Source organism: Shewanella sp. 10N.286.51.B7 (assembly GCF_002873615.1).
Classification (GTDB): domain Bacteria; phylum Pseudomonadota; class Gammaproteobacteria; order Enterobacterales; family Shewanellaceae; genus Shewanella; species Shewanella electrodiphila.
The window spans coordinates 108163-127008 of sequence record NZ_MCUF01000021.1; the positions used below are offsets into that span (position 1 = coordinate 108163).

The window sequence follows — 18846 nt, forward strand, 5'->3', positions numbered from 1 at the left end:
ATTTCGATTCTATTAAATGAGTCTACTTGAAATAACGTAAAAGAAAATGCGATTAAGGTCTTACTTTAGATGATAAAAACCTTCAAAGAAGTAAAGGGAGTGTTGCTGGCATCACTCCCACTATTAACTCTGATTAAACAGCGTCACTTTTAGCTATTTACTGAGCGCTAATGCCAATATTTGATACACCAGCATCGACAATTTCTTTGCGTAACTCTTTAATAAATTCAGCAGATATTTTTGGATTAGCTTCAACAATATCCAACAACATCCCTTGAAGCTCTTTCTCTTCTTTCATAACAGGATGATTGAAAACAAACTCTTCGACTACTTCTTCGTTTAGCTCGTCTTGAAGTTCTTCAACACTGATTGCTTCGATATAATTGGCTACAGTGCTTGAAGACAGCTTACTGATGTTAGTAATATCTTCTTCTATTTTACCTTGAATGCCGCCTAGAAGCGTTGTTAATGCCACAGCTGCGTCCATTGCTGGATAGACACCATATGCTTCAAAGTCACTTGGCTCAGGCGTGTTGTCTTCAAGACGTTGTAAATGGATATCGTAGTTAAATTTAAACTTTTTATCGTACTGAGATTGCCAAAGCAAATCTAATACAGTGCTGAGCATTTTTGGCTCACCAAACTCACATACTTCAGAAAAAAGTTGGTAGTTTGGCAGCATACGCTGACAAAGTGCGGTCGCAAATAATTGCTTTTGAGGTAAAGATAACGCTTTTAAACGTTTAAAAAAGCCGGGTTGATTACTCATTGGGAACATCCGCTGATAACTGTGATATCACTTGATTTGCTGCTGATTCTACCTTAGTTAGCTCGTCAAGTAACTCTAGTATTTCCGGTTCTAGATCATCAAGGCTGATTTTTTTCTTCAGTGATGATTCTATCTCTTGGCAAAGCTTTTGGGTATTGGGCACGCCGCAGTAACAACTGGCGCCATGTAACTTGTGTACCGTTTGTATCATGAGTTGATGATCCGCATTTTTGATGGCGGTTTCGATGTCTATGATAGTGCTAGGTAATGAGTCCACAAGCATTTGCAGCATTTCAATTGCCAAGTCTGGTTTTTGATTGGTTTGAGCTAAGCATAGTTCCCAATTCAAGGTGTGCATATCAAAGTGGGTAAACTTAGGTTTATTGATCCAGCGATTAATCACGCCCTTTAGCGCTGCTTCATCAATCGGTTTTGGCAAATAACCATCCATACCACTACCTAAAATCAATTCTCGTTCTTCCGCAATGGCGTGAGCTGTGACCGCAATAATTGGCGTATTTCTATTTTGTGACTCTTGGCGAATATATTTGGTTGCAGTAATGCCATCGGTGCCAGGCATTTGAATGTCCATAAAGATGACATCAAAGGATTGTTGTTTAGCGTATTTGACCGCATCATCACCGTTATTGACAGAAATGACATTAACGACAATTTCTTTTAGCAATGTGTCGATGAGTTTTAGGTTGGCAATGTTGTCATCAACAGCGAGCACGCTTAAATTCTTGCGCTCGAAAACAACCTCTTGGCTAACTTCTGTTAATAATGCCGTTTGGGTTGGCGGATGGATAAGCTGATTGGCTAAATCATAGTCACTGATTGGCATGCTCATCAAAATATCAGTATTAGGGCGTAATGCCTGATTGAGTATTTCTTGTTGTTCTATGCAGTCATGGAGCAAAACTAAGCAAGCCGTTTTTTCTCTCGCAATTTTTAAGAACTCGAGTAATTGTTCGTTATCATTAAAGCCATGACAACTAATCAAAATATAGTCGTAATGAATTTTGCTTGACGAAAGTGTTGACGCTAAATGGTTAACTTGACCTACAGAAGTTAAATGTAAGCCCCATGCCTCAAAGCGACGATTGAACGTATCTCGGGTCAATTCACGAGCTTCAAACAACAATAGCGTTTTATCACGAAGGGAGTCTAAATGAAGTACTTCTCCAATATGGAATTGGCTAAGTTCTAGCGGCAGCATAAACCAGAACGTGGACCCTTTGTTCGGCGTGGATGTAAACCCAATTTGACCGCCCATTTGGTTTATTAAGCGCTTGGTAATGACGAGCCCAAGCCCAGTTCCGCCAAAGCGTCGCGAGATTGAAGAGTCAGCTTGACCAAATGCCTGGAATAAATATTCTTGCTGGCTTTCATCAATACCGATGCCGGTATCTATGATTTCACAACGTAAGGTAATGTTTTCATCTTTTTGGCCAACAAGATGAATCTTTAACACCACACTACCTTGGTCGGTAAATTTAATCGCGTTGCCGATTAAGTTTGTCATGATTTGGCCAACACGCATGGCATCACCACTGACACTTTCTGGTACGTTATCATCTATATCAATGACTAATTCGATTTTTTTCTCTTGAGCGCTACCCGATACAATACTGACCGTCTCAGAAATGGTTTCTCTTAATGCAAATGGCATTTTCTCAAGCACCATTTTACCCGCTTCAAGTTTAGAGAAATCAAGAATGTCGTTAATGATACCGAGTAAGTTACTGGCACTGCGCTCAATGGTTTTGATGTAGTCAAGCTGACTTGAATGCAAAGGGGTTTTGATTAACTGCCTAGAGAAACCAATCACACCATTAAGCGGTGTGCGTAGCTCGTGAGACATGTTTGCTAAGAACTCTGATTTTATTCGGCTGGCTTCTAATGCGCGTTTTTTAGCTAAGTCTAATTCAACGTTTTGAATTTCAATTTGTTCTAAGGTTTCACGTAAATCAGAAGTTGCTTGATCGATATTTTGCTGCATTTCATCGTGGTATTCAGATAAGGAGCTCGCCATGGCATTGATACCACGTTTCAATAAATCAAGCTCGCCAATAAGCTGGCCATCTAATCGAGTATCCAGTTTGCCTTCGCGAATTTTAGCCACCACTCGTACCATTTCAGTAATAGGGTAGTTAACGTGTTTTACTAATCTAAACGTGAAAAATAAGTTCAACTGCACACCAATCAAAACGATGACAAATGCCGCTATCGCAGCGCGATGCTGCTCGAGTAAGGCGTTTTCCTTATTCAACAATATCGAGATATAGCCCAAGATCTGCTGACCTTCAGCATTAGTTATCGTAGGGGGGACGTTTTTTGCAGGAGAAGCAGTAGCGATATAATTGGTATTTTGTTGATTGATGCCAGTATGGGAAATAATGGGTACACGGATCACCATAGTGTCATCAATGGTTTCGTACTGACTAGCAATCAGTGACTCAAGCGCTCTGGTATAGCGCATACTTTCAAAATCTTTGTGATAATGGGAGGTGACGAATAATTGGTTATCATTGTCAAAAATCGCAATTGAATGAATTAAAGATGAGTTACTCAGCTGCGATGCTGCCAGTAATCGTTTGCTGGCTTCTCTGTCTTCAGTCGCTAAGCCAAACTCACTGGCAATGGCCAAAGGTTCGACAATACTTCGACCTTGGGCTATTAAGGTTTCTTCAAGTTCATAAAAACGGTTTATGGTGAAGTAACTTCCAAGTAGAATACCCACCATAACAGTAGGCGCTAACGCAAGTACGAGCACCCAAGAACGGAGGCTGTATTTGGTCATGTTGTTAGCAGTATTCATCGTGAAGTTATTATTCCTAAAGACTTTTATTCATTATGTTGTCTAGATTGCCAGAAATACAGCACTCTTGACTAGTGATTTATTCAAAACCAGAGGCCAAAATGGCGCAATTTTTTAAAGCAAAACCAAACAAGACTAAGCAGTTATCAGCAAAGTTGAGTTTAACGGTAACACAACTCGATCACCTCGGTGCAGGTATTGCACAACATAACGGGAAAGTCGTGTTTGTACCGGGTGCGCTTCCTGGTGAAACAGTGACAGCTCAATTGACTGAGCAAAAGAAAAAATATGCCAAGGCCAAATTATTTAAGGTTGATAAATCAGCACCTCATCGCGTAAACGCTAAATGCCCACATTATCAGCAATGTGGAGGCTGTGATTTACAGCATATGGACATAGAAGCACAGCGTGACCATAAACAATTAGCGTTAACCAATTTAATGAGTAAATTGGCCATTAATGTCGATTCAACGATGGTAGCTGACGCCGTCATCGGTGAAGAGTGGCATTATCGACGTCGTGCTCGTTTAGCGACATTATTTGATAAAAAAACCAAGAAATTACAACTAGGGTTTCGGGCTGCTAATAGCAGTGACATTGTTCAAATTAAACAGTGTGACGTACTTGCTAAGCCTCTATCAGCATTAATTACACCGTTTACAGAACTGCTCAATCAATTACAGGCTAAAACGACCTTAGGCCATTTAGAACTCACAGAAGCTGAGAACGGTTTGTTTGCTGTATTGCGAATAACTAAAGCATTAAAACCCGCTGATGAGCAATTACTGATTGATTTCGCCGCATCGCATAACATTAACTTGCTTGTGCAAGATAATGATAGTCAAGTTCATGGGTTATATTCAGTGCCGTCAAATACTGCTTCAGATGATACGGCATCAGACCAAGCAGGAATTGAGTTGCCACAATACAGTTTAGCTGATGGGCAAGTGGATTGCCGCTTTAGCCCAGGTAATTTTGTTCAGGTTAATGCTGATATTAATCAACGAATGGTTGCGCAAGCTATTGAATGGCTAGCCCCCCAAGCGAATGAGCGTATTTTAGATTTATTTTGTGGTGTTGGTAACTTTAGTTTGCCACTGGCTACCAAAGCTGCAGATGTTATTGGTGTTGAAGGCGTACCTGAAATGGTGGCTCAAGCAAAACAAAATGCACTGGATAATAATTTAACCAACTTAAGTTTCTTTCATGCCGATTTGAGCGCTGATTTATCAGAAGCATCATGGCTTGGACGTATCGATAAGTTACTGCTTGATCCTGCCAGAGCAGGGGCATATGAAAGTTTACAATGGCTTTCTAAAATGAAGCCTAAGAAGGTCGTTTATGTGTCGTGTAATCCAGCAAGTTTAGCCAGAGACAGCCAAGTATTGATAGAACAAGGCTATAAATTAAAACAATTGATGATGCTCGATATGTTTCCTCAAACACATCATATTGAAGCCATGGCCTTGTTCGAAATAAAGTGAATCATCGCTTAGGTGTACTATGTGTTGCCTGTAGAACATTCGTTAGTAACTTGATGCTTTATTATTGATATCTGATATACGCTAATCTTGTTTTAACTAGAAAACGATGAAACATTGTACTGATATCGGTTTTTTAAGTAAGAATTTGTAAAATGATTAATAATAATTTGACATAGATTACTGAACATTCAAGATGATTCTTTTGTAATAATGTAGAGCGCATCTGCAATAACCAGTTTATTGAACTTTTAAGCTGGTTTGTTAGTACTGGTAGCAATTAGGTACCAATAAGGAAGTTAATTATGGTCTCAGTTCGAGAAGCACATTTTAATTCAGCCGATTTCAATATCGACGAATGGGTGACGCGTTATATTGATAATGCCGAGGAAGCCCAAATGTTGCTGGATCTTATTAAACAGTTAGATGCGCTGCCAACTCCTTCACCTGATGTACATCGCGGTTTATTAGATCGTGCTCGCGAAATGGTCGAAATCCTTGCGCCTTTAAACATGGACATCGAAACGCTCCAAGCCTCTTTGTTATTCATCGTGCATGATGAAGGCATTTTGTCGATTGAAGATATTGAAGAAAAATTCGGTAAAAATTTAGGTAAGCTTGTCGCCAGTGTGGTGACAATGGAAGCGATTGGGGCATTAAAAGTCAGCCAAGATTCTCGTACTGCAGAGCCGCAAATAGACAATATCCGAAAAATGCTTTTGGCAATGGTAGAGGATGTTCGTGCTGTAGTGATAAAACTTGCTGAGCGTTTGCGTTTACTTCGAGAAATTAAAAATGTCGATGAAGAAACGCGTGTGCTTGTAGCCCGTGAAGTCGCAGACATTTATGCGCCATTGGCAAACCGATTGGGTATAGGTCAACTTAAATGGGAGTTAGAAGATATCTCATTTCGCTATCTTCACCCCGTTGTCTATAAAGATATTGCGAAACAACTCGACGGTAAGCGTGTCGACAGGGAAGTATTTGTCGATAAATTTGTGACCCAGTTACAAGAGCGATTAGATGCTGATCAGATCCGCGCTAAGGTCTATGGCCGTCCAAAGCATATCTACAGTATCTGGCGCAAAATGAAAGGCAAAGATCTTAAGTTCGATGAACTGTTTGATGTACGTGCAGTGCGTATTGTCACAGACCGACTTCAGGATTGTTATGGCGCATTAGGTGTCGTTCATACGCTTTGGCATCATATCCCACGTGAATTTGATGACTATGTGGCTAATCCTAAACCCAATGGTTACCAGTCAATTCATACCGTCGTCGTAGGCCCTGAAGGTAAAACGGTCGAAATCCAAATCCGTACAGAAGCCATGCACCAAGATGCTGAGCTTGGCGTTGCAGCGCACTGGAAGTATAAAGAAGGCACAGCTGGTGGTAAGCAAAGTGGCTATGAAGAGAAAATTAACTGGTTACGTAAAATTTTACTCTGGCAAGAAGATGTTGCTGAAACCGGTAATTTAGTTGAAGAAGTACGTAGTCAGGTTTTTGAGGACCGAGCATATGTTTTTACCCCTAATGGCGAAGTGGTTGATTTACCGCTAGGGTCAACGGTGCTTGATTTTGCTTATTATATTCACTCGCATGTGGGACATAAGTGCATTGGCGCTAAAGTGGATGGTCGTATCGTGCCGTTTACTTATCAAGTCGAAACGGGTGAACGCATTGAAATTATTACCTCAAAGCACCCTAACCCAAAACGTGATTGGTTAAACCCTAATTTAGGCTACATTAAGTCGTCGCGTTCTCGCTCTAAAATCCAACATTGGTTCAAGCAACAAGATCGCGATAAAAATATGGTTGCAGGTAAAGAATTACTTGAAGCTGAATTGACGCGAGTATCGTTAAAAATTAAAGATGCTCAAGTCGCGGTAGAACGATTTAACATGAACAGTATGGATGACATGTTAGCAGCGATTGGCGGTGGCGATTTACGTCTTAATCAAGTGGTTAACTTTATTGAAACCAGCTTGCGTAAAGAGCCAAATTCAGAGCAAGAAATTGTTGAAGAAATCATTAAACGCTCGCATACCAGAGCGCCTCGTAAAGGTAAGGGGCAAGTTGAAGTGAATGGTGTGGGTAATCTACTCAGCCATATTGCCAGCTGTTGTAAACCGGTTCCTGGTGATGAAATCTTCGGCTATATAACAATGGGACGCGGCGTGTCGGTTCACCGCAGTGATTGCGCACAAGTGAAAGAGTTAATGCGCGCTCATCCAGAAAGAAGTGTTGAAGTGGTGTGGGGCGAGAATTATTCTGGTGGTTATCGGATTAAAGTGCAAGTCAGTGCCCATGACAGAAGCGGTTTATTACGTGATGTGACTACCGTGTTGGCAGCAGAAAAGTCGAATGTGATGGCGATGAGCTCTACATCAGATGAAAAGAATCAAACTGCAGCGGTAGATCTGGAGCTTGAGCTTTATAATCTCGATGGCTTGTCCCGTATATTAGTTAAGCTTGGCCAAATTGAAGGCGTAATAGAAGCAAGACGTCTATAAAGATTAAAGCTTGTAATAAGTTCGTTGTTAATTGAGGTGGTAAATCATTAGGTTTACCACCTTTTTGTTTAATCCCGCTCATTAATTGGATATTTCCCCATGCCAAAAGGCCAATCGAAAACTGACAATATTATCCAACCGCTTTTAACCATCATGGAAAAGCTGCGTGATCCTGAAACTGGTTGCCCATGGGACAAGCAGCAAAACTTTAAGACGATAGTGCCTTTTACCCTCGAAGAAGCATATGAAGTTGCAGATGCAATCGAACAAGCTGACTTTGACTCCTTACCTGATGAATTAGGTGATTTGTTATTTCAAGTGGTGTTTTATTGTCAGTTAGCGAAAGAGCAGGGCATGTTTGACTTTTCAACCGTGGTCGAGAAGATTTGTGACAAGCTGACGAGGCGTCACCCTCATGTGTTTCCTACTGATAATACAGATTCTGCTCTTGTAAGTGCTGAAAAGGTTAAACAATCTTGGGATGCGATAAAGCAGTCTGAGCGAGAGCAAAAACAGCAGTTTTCATTATTGGCTGATATTCCTGTCACTCTACCCGCAATGAACCGCGCAATTAAGATTCAAAAAAGGGTCGCCAAGGTCGGGTTTGATTGGCCTGATTTAGCGCCTGTGGTGGCGAAAGTGCACGAAGAAATAGATGAGGTGATGGAAGAAGCAAAGCACCTTAATACTGAGCCAGAAAAGTACCACGAGCGAGTGGTTGATGAAATTGGCGATCTGTTATTTGCCGTTGCAAACATGGCAAGGCATTTAGGCGTAGAGCCAGAACAAGCCTTAAGACAAGCTAATCAAAAATTTGAACGACGTTTTCGAGGCGTAGAAGCGTGTGCCGAGCAAAGTGGTAAATCAATCGATGAACATTCTTTAGAAGAGCTAGATGCATACTGGGACAAGGTTAAACAGCAGGAAAAAGCAAAATAACTTTTGCAAAGTAAAGCTGATGCTAATGGTGACTTCATTGTTAGTTGGTTTAATCGCATTGTAGCGATAACTGTGGTTATGTTAATAAGCTAAAAATCGCATTGAATGAAGCTGTTGGCTAATTAAACGTTATTAACGCAATTTTATGAGTTTATTGTTTGTTGTTATCGGGCTAATTTGGTAGAATGTCGCCCCGTCCTAGTGCTTTCTTACAAGCACGTATTTTTCAAACTCACATTCTCAGGTTCAGCATGACTACAAGGTATATCTTCGTAACTGGTGGCGTTGTTTCATCACTAGGTAAAGGCATTGCAGCAGCATCTCTAGCAGCAATTTTAGAGGCGCGTGGCCTCAATGTAACCATTATGAAACTGGACCCATACATTAACGTTGATCCAGGAACCATGAGTCCAACTCAGCATGGTGAAGTTTTCGTTACTGAAGACGGTGCTGAAACTGATTTAGATTTAGGCCATTACGAACGTTTTATTCGCACCAAAATGAATCGTCGTAATAACTTCACTACAGGCCGTATTTATGAGCAAGTGCTTCGTAAAGAGCGTCGTGGTGACTATTTAGGCGCAACTATTCAGGTCATCCCGCATATTACTAATGCGATTAAAGAAAAAGTGCTTGAAGGTGGTGAAGGCCATGATGTTGCTATCGTAGAAATCGGTGGCACAGTGGGTGATATTGAATCACTACCTTTCTTAGAGTCTATTCGTCAATTAAGTGCTGAGCTAGGACGTGATCGCACTTTATTCATGCATTTAACCTTAGTGCCATTCTTGGGCGCTGCGGGTGAAATTAAAACCAAGCCAACACAGCACTCTGTAAAAGAGTTACGCTCAATTGGTATCGCACCAGACGTTTTAGTTTGTCGTGGTGACCGCGCAATTCCTGCAAACGAAAAAGCGAAAATCTCGTTATTCTGTAATGTAGAAGAAAAAGCGGTTATTTCATTAAAAGATGTAGACAGTATCTACAAGATCCCAGCTTTACTTCGCTCACAAGGCCTTGATGAATTAGTGATCAAGCGTTTTGGCATTGATTGTAAAGAAGCTGATTTATCAGAATGGGAAAATGTTATTTACCAAGAAGCTAACCCAACTGGTGAAATCACCATTGGTATGGTGGGTAAATACATTGAATTACCTGATGCATATAAGTCAGTTAATGAAGCATTAAAACATGCAGGTCTAAAAAACCGCGTTACAGTAAACATTCAATATGTAGACTCACAAACTGTTGAAGCCAAAGGTGCAGAAGTCTTAACTGGCTTAGACGGCATTTTGGTTCCTGGTGGTTTCGGTGAGCGTGGCGTTGAAGGTAAGATTTTTGCGGCTCAGTACGCACGTGAAAACAACATTCCTTACTTCGGTATTTGTTTAGGTATGCAAGTTGCGCTTATCGAGTTTGCTCGTCATGTTGCTAAACTTGAAGATGCCCATTCTACTGAGTTTAACTCTAAAACTGAGCACCCAGTGATTGGTTTGATCACTGAGTGGATCAATGAAGAAGGTAATGTTGAAACTCGCCATGAAGAGTCTGACTTAGGCGGCACAATGCGTTTAGGTGCCCAGCTATGTCATTTAGCTGAAGGCACAAAAGCTGCTGCAGCTTATAACTCGAATACTTGTGTTGAGCGTCATCGTCACCGTTTTGAAGTGAACAACAACTACGTTGAGCGTTTAGAGAAAGCGGGACTGATATTCAGTGGTTTATCATCTGATCGCAAGCTCGTCGAAATGATTGAGTTACCAAACCACCCTTGGTTTGTTGCAGGTCAATTCCACCCAGAGTTCACCTCAACACCACGTGATGGTCACCCTTTATTTGAAGGCTTTGTAGCAGCAGCTGCAGCGCATCAAAAAGGTGAAGCAAGCTAAATAACGAAAGCCATTGATGACTCCATCAATGGCTTTTTTTTCATGGCAGATTCCAACTTGGTACTTTGATAGTTGAAGCATCAAGATAATAGGTCTATGCTATGCATCAAATTGACAGTTAATTACCAAACTGAAAGTGAAATACCAATAATCAATCTTCAATACTAAGAATGTTGCTGATTAATGGTATTGATTTTCTATTTTAATTTTATCTTACATTTATCGAGGAAGTTATGGCTAACATTATTAATGTCATTGGTCGCGAAATCATGGATTCACGCGGTAACCCAACGGTTGAAGCTGAAGTGCATCTTGCAGATGGTTCTATCGGTATGGCTGCAGCACCATCAGGTGCATCTACTGGTTCTCGTGAAGCGTTAGAATTACGTGATGGCGATAAAGCGCGTTACTTAGGTAAAGGTGTATTAAAAGCGGTTGAAGCCGTTAATGGCCCAATCGCAGAAGCGCTAAAAGGTAAAGATGCATTGGCTCAAGCTGAACTTGACCAAATCATGATTGACCTAGATGGCACTGAAAACAAAGCTAAGTTTGGCGCAAACGCTATCTTAGCAGTATCTTTAGCTGCAGCTAAAGCAGCAGCAATTTCAAAGAAAGTTCCTTTATACGCACATATTGCTGACTTAAACGGCACTCCAGGTGTTTACTCTATGCCATTACCTATGATGAATATCATCAATGGTGGTGAGCATGCTGATAACAGCGTAGATATCCAAGAATTTATGATTCAACCGGTTGGCGCAGCTAATTTCCGCGAAGGTTTACGTATGGGTGCTGAAGTATTCCATAGTTTAGCGAAAGTACTTAAAGCTGATGGTCACTCTACAGCTGTGGGTGATGAAGGTGGTTTCGCACCAAACCTTCCATCAAATGCATCTGCTTTAGCTGCAATTAAAGTGGCTGTTGCTAATGCTGGCTACGAGCTAGGCAAAGACATCACCTTAGCGATGGATTGTGCTGCATCAGAGTTCTTTGATAAAGAAGCAAATATCTACGATCTTAAAGGTGAAGGTAAGAAATTCACTTCAGAAGAGTTTAACTACTTCTTACAAGATTTGACGAAAGAATACCCAATTGTTTCTATTGAAGACGGTCTAGATGAGTCTGATTGGGAAGGTTTTGCACATCAAACTAAATTGATGGGTGACAAAATCCAATTGGTTGGTGACGATTTATTCGTAACGAACACTAAGATTTTAAAACGTGGTATCGATAACGGTATTGCTAACTCAATCTTAATTAAGTTCAACCAAATCGGTTCACTGACTGAAACTTTAGCAGCAATCAAAATGGCTAAAGATGCAGGCTTCACTGTTGTTATTTCTCACCGTAGTGGTGAAACTGAAGACGCAACCATTGCTGATTTAGCTGTTGGTACTGCTGCTGGTCAAATCAAAACGGGTTCTTTAAGCCGTAGTGACCGTGTTGCTAAGTACAACCAACTACTTCGTATCGAAGAAGCATTAGGTGAAAAAGCACCTTACAACGGTCTTAAAGAAGTGAAAGGCCAAGCTTAATCTTTACTAAATCTTAAAAAGGCCACCACTAGGTGGCCTTTTTTGTTGTACTATAGCGTTACTATTACTAATAATTATCGCTGATAACCGATTTATGAAACGACTTTTACTATTACTGATTATCTTAGTAGGCTTGTTGCAGTATCGACTTTGGTTAGGCGAGAACAATCTTTCCCAGTATATGAATCTGCAAAAGCAGATTGCCAGTCAGCAAGAAAGCAACGATAAACTCATCGCCCGTAACCAAGTGCTTAAAGCCGAAATTATCGATCTAAAAAGTGGCACTGAAGCCATTGAAGAGCGTGCTCGTAACGAGCTGGGTATGGTCAAAGAAGGTGAGACTTTTTATCGCGTTGTTGGAAATAACCCCCGTAACAATTCAACTTTCGGTCAGTAATTTATATGAATTCTGCAAAGCAATCAGTTGTAGCAATTGTACCTGCGGCAGGTATTGGCGCCAGAATGGGCGCATCTATTCCCAAACAATATCTAATGCTCGGTGAACAAACTATTTTAGCCCACACGTTAGACAGTTTAATTTCGCATCCAAATATCAGTAAAGTCATTGTAGCACTGCATCCCGAAGACGAGTTTTTTGCTAACCTTAGCCAAGCTAATCATGCGAAAGTCATGACCGTGATTGGTGGGAATGAACGTGCTGATTCTGTTCTTGCAGCCTTAAACGAACTAAGCGTTAATCAAGTAAATGCAACGGATGATACATGGGCGTTAGTGCATGACGCAGCAAGACCTTGCCTGACTCAAACTGATATCGATAAGCTTCTACACTCTCGCCAGCATCACCCTCAAGGTGCAATATTGGCCATGCCAGTTCGAGATACGATGAAAAGAAGTATCGTTGCTAAAGAGGCCAACTCAGCTCAAGTTGCAGAAACTGTGTGTCGAGAAAACCTATGGCATGCCTTAACACCGCAGTTATTTCCTTGTCAGCAACTTAAGAACAACTTAGTAGCAGCACTTGAGCAAGGCGTACAAATTACTGATGAAGCCAGTGCTATGGAATGGGCGGGTGTAAATCCTGGGTTAGTATCAGGTAGAGCTGATAATATAAAGGTTACACATCCTGACGATTTACAATTGGCTAAGTTGTTTTTAGCCAACATTCAGTCGGTTTGAATAGGCTGAGTTAATTAATAATAGTTAATTCATAAAAATATTGTGCAATAACAGTCATATAATAAACGGTAATCTAAGATAATGAATATTCGAATTGGCCATGGGTTTGACGTACATAAGTTTGGTGGTGATAAGCCACTGATTCTTGGCGGCGTTACAGTTCCGTATGAGACAGGCTTAATAGCCCACTCTGATGGTGATGTTGTTTTGCACGCTATTTCAGATGCGATTCTCGGTGCCATGGCAATGGGGGATATTGGTAAGCATTTCCCTGATACCGATGCGGAATTTGCAGGAGCTGATAGCCGTGTATTACTAAGGCATTGTTTTAATCTAGCCAAACAGAAACAGTTTGTTATTGGTAATCTCGACGTCACTATTATTGCCCAAGCACCGAAAATGTTACCGCATATTCAAGCGATAAGAATGTGTTTAGCAGAAGATTTAGAAACCGATATTGAAAATATTAACGTTAAAGCCACGACTACAGAAAAGTTAGGATTTACAGGCCGTAAAGAAGGCATAGCGGTTGAGTCTGTCGTCTTAATGAATAAACTGGTATAAACCTGCCCGTTAAGATTTACCTTTTAAACTTTTATCTGTGTAAGTTAGCCATTTGCTTGATGAGTTAGCCGCTTACTATAAATTGATTTCATACTTTGAGAATAAAACATGAGTTCGTTACATTACCTTTTTGATAAACCCACCTGCACTGCAGATTTACGCACTTTTAATAGTGATTTTATCGTGAAGGAAATGCTGCCTTTTAGCCCAACAGGCGAAGGTGAGCATCATATGATCCATGTTCGCAAAGAAGGCCTGAATACAAATCAGGTCGCTGAAATTCTAGCAAAGTTTGCCAAAGTGCATCAAAAAGAAGTGACTTATGCAGGTCAAAAAGACAGAAATGCAGTGACTGAGCAGTGGTTTGGTGTGCGCATACCAGGTAAAGAAACCCCAGATTGGCAATCATTATCAACGCCTGTTGATGAAGTTTCTGTTGGGAATGTCAATGATGAAACTCATCAGAATCAAACTCGATTGACGATTCTGTCTAGTCAGCGACACAGTAAAAAATTACGCATCGGTGCATTATTAGGTAATCGCTTTGAGCTGACATTACGTAATGTGTCAGATAAAGATGCCCTTGAAAAGCGCATTCAACAAGTCATGGAAACTGGCGTTCCTAATTACTTTGGTGAACAACGTTTTGGCCATCAAGGTAAAAACTTAATCTTTGGTCAACAAATGCTGGCTGGTAAAAAAGTGAAGGATCGCAAAAAGCGTAGTATCTATTTATCGGCTGTAAGATCGAATGTATTTAATCAGGTAGTTTCTTATCGATTACACCATCACAGTGTTGCGCCCCTTACGGGAGATTGCGTTATGCTTGCAGGTAGTAAAAGCTTTTTTGTGGCTGAAAAGTGGGATCCAGCAACGTTAAAGCGTTTGTCTGATAATGATATTCAATTATCTGCGCCATTGTGGGGACGAGGCTCGGTACTTCCTCAAGCTGATGCAGCGTTAGTAGAACAAACTGCATTAGCAGAGCTAACCCAAGATTTAACCGGTCTTGAACAAGCAGGTCTAGAACAGGAACGCCGCCCATTATTGCTTAAGCCACAAGCAATGAAGTATCGATTTGAACAGGACAGTTTAGTTATCGAATTTATTTTACCTGCAGGAAGTTACGCGACATCCGTTCTTCGCGAGTTACTGGATTATCAAGATGTGCAAGAAGTGCAACGTCAACAGATGGTTGCTGAGCAAAATGCACTGATACAGCAACAAAAACTTGCCGAAGCTACAGCAACGAACCAAGAGTCTAACTCGTGATTAATATACTTGTCAGTAATGATGACGGTGTAACAGCACCAGGGATTAAAGCGTTAGCTGAAGAATTAGCCCAAATTGCGAATATTACGGTTGTCGCACCTGATCGTAATTGTTCAGCCGCAAGTAATTCTTTGACCTTGACTAATCCATTAAGAATTAATAACTTAGAGAATGGTTATATTGCAGTTAATGGAACGCCATCTGATTGTGTTCATTTAGCGATTAGAGAGCTGTGCGAAATTGAGCCTGATATTGTTGTTTCAGGCATTAATGCTGGCGCTAACATGGGTGATGATACCCTTTATTCTGGCACTGTTGCCGCAGCAACTGAAGGTCGTTTCTTGGGGTTACCTGCTATTGCAATCTCCCTTGTGGGTAAAGAACTTATCCATTATCGAAGCGCCGCAATATATGCCGCTAAAATTGTCCAAGGACTACTTGAACACCCGATTGATAGCGATCAGATTTTGAATGTAAATGTTCCTGACTTACCTTTAGAGCAAATAAAGGGCATGAAAGTCACTCGTTTAGGTTCAAGACATAAAGCTGAAGGAATGATCAAAGCCCAAGATCCTGCTGGGCGTGATATCTATTGGCTTGGCCCGCCAGGAAAAGAACAAGATGCGAGCGCAGATACTGACTTTGGTACAGTTGAACAAGGTTACGTGTCCATTACGCCGCTAACCGTCGATTTAACTGCATATAACCAGCTTGCTGGTCTAGAGAACTGGATAAACAAATTATGAGTCAGGTAGCCTCAACTGTAGCTATCAATTTAGCGAGAAAACTGCATGAAGCAGGCATCAGCAATAGCGCCGTATTAGAGGCTGTGTCTAATACGCCAAGAGAGTTGTTCTTAGATGGTGCTCTTGCCCATAAAGCTTATGAGAATACAGCACTTCCAATTGGCCAAGGGCAAACGATATCTCAGCCATATATAGTCGCGCGAATGACCGAATTACTCCTGCAACATAATCCCGTTAAAGTGTTGGAAATTGGTACGGGTTCTGGTTATCAAGCGGCTATCTTAGCCCAACTTGTACCGCAGCTATGTACAATTGAACGGATCAAAGCACTGCAAATCCAAGCGCGACAAAGATTAAAGCGCTTAGACTTACATAACGTATCGTTTAAATACGGTGATGGTTGGAAGGGCTGGCAAAATAAAGCGCCATTTGACGCGATTATGGTTACTGCTGCGGCGGCATCAGTACCTGAGGCTTTATTAACCCAGTTATCTGAAGGCGGTGTGTTAGTGATACCAGTAGGTGAGGATTCACAGCAGCTATTAAAAATAACCCGTCAAAATAATGAGTTTAACTCGCAAATCATTGAAGCTGTTAAATTTGTGCCATTAATTAATGGTGAACTTGCTTAATTAGGGTGATATTTCCCATCTTAGCTGGAGAGAGTGATTGAAGTATCACAATTGGTTGTATGTCTTTTTATTCGTGAGTTTTTTATCAGGCTGTAGCTTTCAAGCTCATACACCTGCGCCTGTGCAAAGCATTTCCTCCTCTGCAGGCCCTAAATATAATAAAGGCTCAATTACTTCTGGAAGCTATAAAGTCAAACGAGGTGATACTCTTTACTCTATCTCATGGGGAGCGGGTAAAGATTTTAATGATATTGCGGCTTATAATAAGCTCAAAGCGCCATATACCATCTACCCTGGTCAGACCTTAAAACTCTACAAGCCTACAACGGTTAAATCCACATCTAAATCGGTTGCTGTAGCGAACGCCAAACCCAAGCCAGTAAAGAAAACTGTGCCAAAACAAACCACAGTAACAAAACAAGCAAATGCCACAGCTAACAAAAACAGTACAAAAAAAGAGCTTGATCACAAAGCGAAGCCTGCGTATTCTGTAAAAACTACCCCAGAAAAGACGGTTCAAGTAGCGAAAAATCCTGTTTCAGGCTTACCTGATAAAGTAAGTAAGTGGAACTGGCCGAATAAAGGCAAGATAATAGGGTATTTCTCTACAGCGCAGCAGGGCAACCAAGGTATTAAGGTTGCAGGTACACGTGGCGATATCATTAAAGCCGCTGCTGATGGAAGAGTTGTTTATGCTGGTAATGCGCTTCGTGGTTATGGCAATTTGGTGATTATCAAACATAACGATGATTTTTTAAGTGCATATGCTCATGCAGATTCAATATTGGTCAAAGAAAAGCAATATGTAAATGCCGGACAGACAGTTGCGAAAATGGGTAGTACAGGGGCCAACCAGGTGATGCTTCATTTTGAGATACGTCTCCATGGTAAGTCAGTAAACCCATTAAACTATTTACCTAAACGTTAACTGTTTAGTTCACATTAAAACGGAGGATAGGCAAGTGCACTAGTTACTTAAATTTACCAGGTTTGGGAGAGCACCATATGAGCCAAAAAAACAACGCTGCAGTCGCAGTAGAGCTTATGGATTTAGCCACACAACCACAAGAGGTTGCGCCGAAGGCAGGAAAAGCCAAAGAAGGGCAGCAATCCGATATTGATCAACAAGTTCAAGATGATTTGCAAAAGAATCTTGACGCCACTCAGCTATATCTAGGTGAGATCGGTTTTTCCCCTTTGCTTAGTGCAGAAGAAGAAGTCTTCTTTTCACGTAAAGCACTCAAAGGCTGCGAGAAGTCTCGTAACCGCATGATAGAAAGTAATTTACGCTTGGTTGTCAAAATTGCCAGAAGGTATAACAACCGAGGCTTAGCGTTACTTGATCTTATTGAAGAAGGTAATCTTGGGCTTATTCGCGCGGTCGAAAAATTTGACCCAGAGCGAGGATTCCGTTTTTCAACTTATGCGACTTGGTGGATTAGACAAACCATCGAAAGAGCTATCATGAATCAAACCCGCACCATTCGTTTACCTATTCATGTCGTTAAAGAGCTTAATGTGTACTTACGTACCGCAAGACAGCTAGCTCAAAAACTTGATCATGAGCCAACGGCAGAAGAAATTGCTGACACTTTAGATGTCTCTACCAGCGATGTAAGCCGCATGTTAAAGCTGAACGAAAAAATTACCTCAGTAGATACACCGTTAGGTGGCGATAATGACAAAGCCTTACTTGATGTCATTGCTGATGATGATTCAGTTGGGCCAGATTATAAAGTACAAGATGAAGATTTATCTCATTCAATTGTAGGATGGTTAAACGAGCTAAATACTAAACAAAGAGAAGTATTAGCGAGACGTTTTGGATTACTGGGTTATGAACCTTCTACACTAGAAAATGTGGGTGCTGAAATTGGCTTAACGCGTGAACGTGTGCGTCAAATTCAAGTTGAAGCATTAAAAAGATTGAAAGACGTTTTAGGGGCTCAAGGCTTGTCAGTAGAAGCATTATTTAGAAGCTAGTGCTTTGAAATATAGTGAAATAAGGGCATTAATGCCCTTTTTTATTGCCTGAATGTTCAGAAACTGGAGGTTTAAGATGAAAAGTAAAATTATTCTATTATTAATTCCATTGAGCTTATTAATTATTACAGCTTGTCAAAGTACTCGCGATAGTATGGTCGAGCAAGGTTACCCTTTAGCTTATGCCGATGGTTTTCAGGATGGTTGTGATAGCGGAAATAAAGCTGGGGGCAGCTTATTTGATCAATTTAAAAAGGATGTAACCCGTTTTAATAATGAAACAGATTATGCTCAAGGTTGGTCTGATGGATTTCGTCAATGTGAAACTGAGCAAGAATCGATACAGCGTCAGGTAAGAATGAGCATTGAGCAACAAAATTTACAGCAGCAGAAAAAGACTAATGAGCTAGCTGAGCAACACGCGTTAGAGAGAGAAGTTATGAAAGGTGTTGATACGAGTGGATTAAAATCACTTGAAAACTAATAGTTAAAGCAAATCTTCAGATTAAAAAGCCGCTACATTTTACTGTTGCGGCTTATCATCAAATAGTTAACCAATAGCGTC

The 18846-nt window shown here is 40.9% G+C and carries 16 protein-coding genes; 14 read left to right on the forward strand and 2 right to left on the reverse strand.

Going from position 1 to position 18846, the window contains the following annotated elements:
• Positions 1–157: 157 nt before the first annotated feature.
• Both BCU84_RS04730 and barA read right to left on the reverse strand, forming a co-directional pair.
• Entirely contained in the window at positions 158–769 is a 612-nt protein-coding gene (locus tag BCU84_RS04730; protein WP_102526947.1) for a YjaG family protein, read from the reverse strand.
• On the reverse strand, positions 762–3590 hold the full coding sequence (barA, locus tag BCU84_RS04735) for a two-component sensor histidine kinase BarA (protein ID WP_102526948.1): 2829 nt from the start codon (positions 3588–3590) through the stop codon (positions 762–764). Before barA ends, BCU84_RS04730 begins: the two co-directional genes overlap by 8 nt.
• A 101-nt stretch (positions 3591–3691) precedes the next feature.
• Between barA and rlmD the strand changes: the two genes are divergently transcribed.
• The 14 genes from rlmD (at position 3692) to BCU84_RS04805 (ending at position 18765) form a co-directional block, all read left to right on the forward strand.
• A complete protein-coding gene (rlmD, locus tag BCU84_RS04740) occupies positions 3692–5074 on the forward strand; it encodes a 23S rRNA (uracil(1939)-C(5))-methyltransferase RlmD (RefSeq protein ID WP_102526949.1) in 1383 nt (460 codons plus the stop codon).
• 302 nt (positions 5075–5376) lie between these two features.
• Complete coding sequence (gene relA, locus BCU84_RS04745; RefSeq protein WP_102526950.1) at positions 5377–7584, forward strand: GTP diphosphokinase; 2208 nt, start codon at positions 5377–5379, stop codon at positions 7582–7584.
• Between the two features lie 99 nt (positions 7585–7683).
• Positions 7684–8523, forward strand: a complete 840-nt coding sequence (gene mazG, locus BCU84_RS04750; protein WP_102526951.1) for a nucleoside triphosphate pyrophosphohydrolase — start codon at positions 7684–7686, stop codon at positions 8521–8523.
• Between the two features lie 251 nt (positions 8524–8774).
• Positions 8775–10412: a CTP synthase gene (locus tag BCU84_RS04755; RefSeq protein ID WP_102526952.1), complete on the forward strand. Its 1638-nt coding sequence runs from the start codon at positions 8775–8777 to the stop codon at positions 10410–10412.
• A 233-nt stretch (positions 10413–10645) separates the two neighbouring features.
• Positions 10646–11947 (forward strand): phosphopyruvate hydratase, encoded by a 1302-nt coding sequence (gene eno, locus BCU84_RS04760; protein WP_102526953.1) that lies wholly within the window; start codon positions 10646–10648, stop codon positions 11945–11947.
• A 94-nt stretch (positions 11948–12041) separates the two neighbouring features.
• Positions 12042–12344, forward strand: coding sequence for a cell division protein FtsB (gene ftsB, locus BCU84_RS04765; RefSeq protein ID WP_102526954.1), 303 nt, complete (start codon positions 12042–12044; stop codon positions 12342–12344).
• Between the two features lie 5 nt (positions 12345–12349).
• Positions 12350–13084, forward strand: coding sequence for a 2-C-methyl-D-erythritol 4-phosphate cytidylyltransferase (ispD, locus tag BCU84_RS04770; protein ID WP_102526955.1), 735 nt, complete (start codon positions 12350–12352; stop codon positions 13082–13084).
• Between the two features lie 81 nt (positions 13085–13165).
• Complete coding sequence (gene ispF, locus BCU84_RS04775; protein WP_102526956.1) at positions 13166–13648, forward strand: 2-C-methyl-D-erythritol 2,4-cyclodiphosphate synthase; 483 nt, start codon at positions 13166–13168, stop codon at positions 13646–13648.
• A 108-nt stretch (positions 13649–13756) separates the two neighbouring features.
• On the forward strand, positions 13757–14920 hold the full coding sequence (locus tag BCU84_RS04780; protein ID WP_102526957.1) for a tRNA pseudouridine(13) synthase TruD: 1164 nt from the start codon (positions 13757–13759) through the stop codon (positions 14918–14920).
• Positions 14917–15666 carry a 5'/3'-nucleotidase SurE gene (gene surE / locus BCU84_RS04785; RefSeq protein ID WP_102526958.1) on the forward strand — a complete coding sequence of 250 codons (750 nt, stop codon included), beginning with the start codon at positions 14917–14919 and terminating at the stop codon, positions 15664–15666. The genes BCU84_RS04780 and surE overlap by 4 nt, the downstream gene beginning before the upstream one ends.
• Positions 15663–16298 (forward strand): protein-L-isoaspartate(D-aspartate) O-methyltransferase, encoded by a 636-nt coding sequence (locus BCU84_RS04790; RefSeq protein WP_102526959.1) that lies wholly within the window; start codon positions 15663–15665, stop codon positions 16296–16298. The genes surE and BCU84_RS04790 overlap by 4 nt, the downstream gene beginning before the upstream one ends.
• Positions 16299–16335: 37 nt before the next feature.
• The gene (locus tag BCU84_RS04795; RefSeq protein WP_102526960.1) at positions 16336–17226 is read left to right on the forward strand and encodes a peptidoglycan DD-metalloendopeptidase family protein; all 891 of its coding nucleotides are present in this window, start codon (positions 16336–16338) and stop codon (positions 17224–17226) included.
• A 77-nt stretch (positions 17227–17303) separates the two neighbouring features.
• Positions 17304–18281: an RNA polymerase sigma factor RpoS gene (gene rpoS, locus BCU84_RS04800; protein ID WP_102526961.1), complete on the forward strand. Its 978-nt coding sequence runs from the start codon at positions 17304–17306 to the stop codon at positions 18279–18281.
• Between the two features lie 76 nt (positions 18282–18357).
• The gene (locus BCU84_RS04805) at positions 18358–18765 is read left to right on the forward strand and encodes a hypothetical protein (protein WP_198589527.1); all 408 of its coding nucleotides are present in this window, start codon (positions 18358–18360) and stop codon (positions 18763–18765) included.
• Positions 18766–18846 lie beyond the last annotated feature (81 nt).

Excerpts from the sequence above, each read along its gene's own strand:
- BCU84_RS04730 (WP_102526947.1), bottom strand. The coding sequence starts at position 769 with ATGAGTAATCAACCCGGCTTTTTTAAACGTTTAAAAGCGTTATCTTTA.
- barA (WP_102526948.1), bottom strand. The coding sequence starts at position 3,590 with ATGAATACTGCTAACAACATGACCAAATACAGCCTCCGTTCTTGGGTG.
- rlmD (WP_102526949.1), top strand. The coding sequence starts at position 3,692 with ATGGCGCAATTTTTTAAAGCAAAACCAAACAAGACTAAGCAGTTATCA.
- relA (WP_102526950.1), top strand. The coding sequence starts at position 5,377 with ATGGTCTCAGTTCGAGAAGCACATTTTAATTCAGCCGATTTCAATATC.
- mazG (WP_102526951.1), top strand. The coding sequence starts at position 7,684 with ATGCCAAAAGGCCAATCGAAAACTGACAATATTATCCAACCGCTTTTA.
- BCU84_RS04755 (WP_102526952.1), top strand. The coding sequence starts at position 8,775 with ATGACTACAAGGTATATCTTCGTAACTGGTGGCGTTGTTTCATCACTA.
- eno (WP_102526953.1), top strand. The coding sequence starts at position 10,646 with ATGGCTAACATTATTAATGTCATTGGTCGCGAAATCATGGATTCACGC.
- ftsB (WP_102526954.1), top strand. The coding sequence starts at position 12,042 with ATGAAACGACTTTTACTATTACTGATTATCTTAGTAGGCTTGTTGCAG.
- ispD (WP_102526955.1), top strand. The coding sequence starts at position 12,350 with ATGAATTCTGCAAAGCAATCAGTTGTAGCAATTGTACCTGCGGCAGGT.
- ispF (WP_102526956.1), top strand. The coding sequence starts at position 13,166 with ATGAATATTCGAATTGGCCATGGGTTTGACGTACATAAGTTTGGTGGT.
- BCU84_RS04780 (WP_102526957.1), top strand. The coding sequence starts at position 13,757 with ATGAGTTCGTTACATTACCTTTTTGATAAACCCACCTGCACTGCAGAT.
- BCU84_RS04790 (WP_102526959.1), top strand. The coding sequence starts at position 15,663 with ATGAGTCAGGTAGCCTCAACTGTAGCTATCAATTTAGCGAGAAAACTG.
- rpoS (WP_102526961.1), top strand. The coding sequence starts at position 17,304 with ATGAGCCAAAAAAACAACGCTGCAGTCGCAGTAGAGCTTATGGATTTA.
- BCU84_RS04805 (WP_198589527.1), top strand. The coding sequence starts at position 18,358 with ATGAAAAGTAAAATTATTCTATTATTAATTCCATTGAGCTTATTAATT.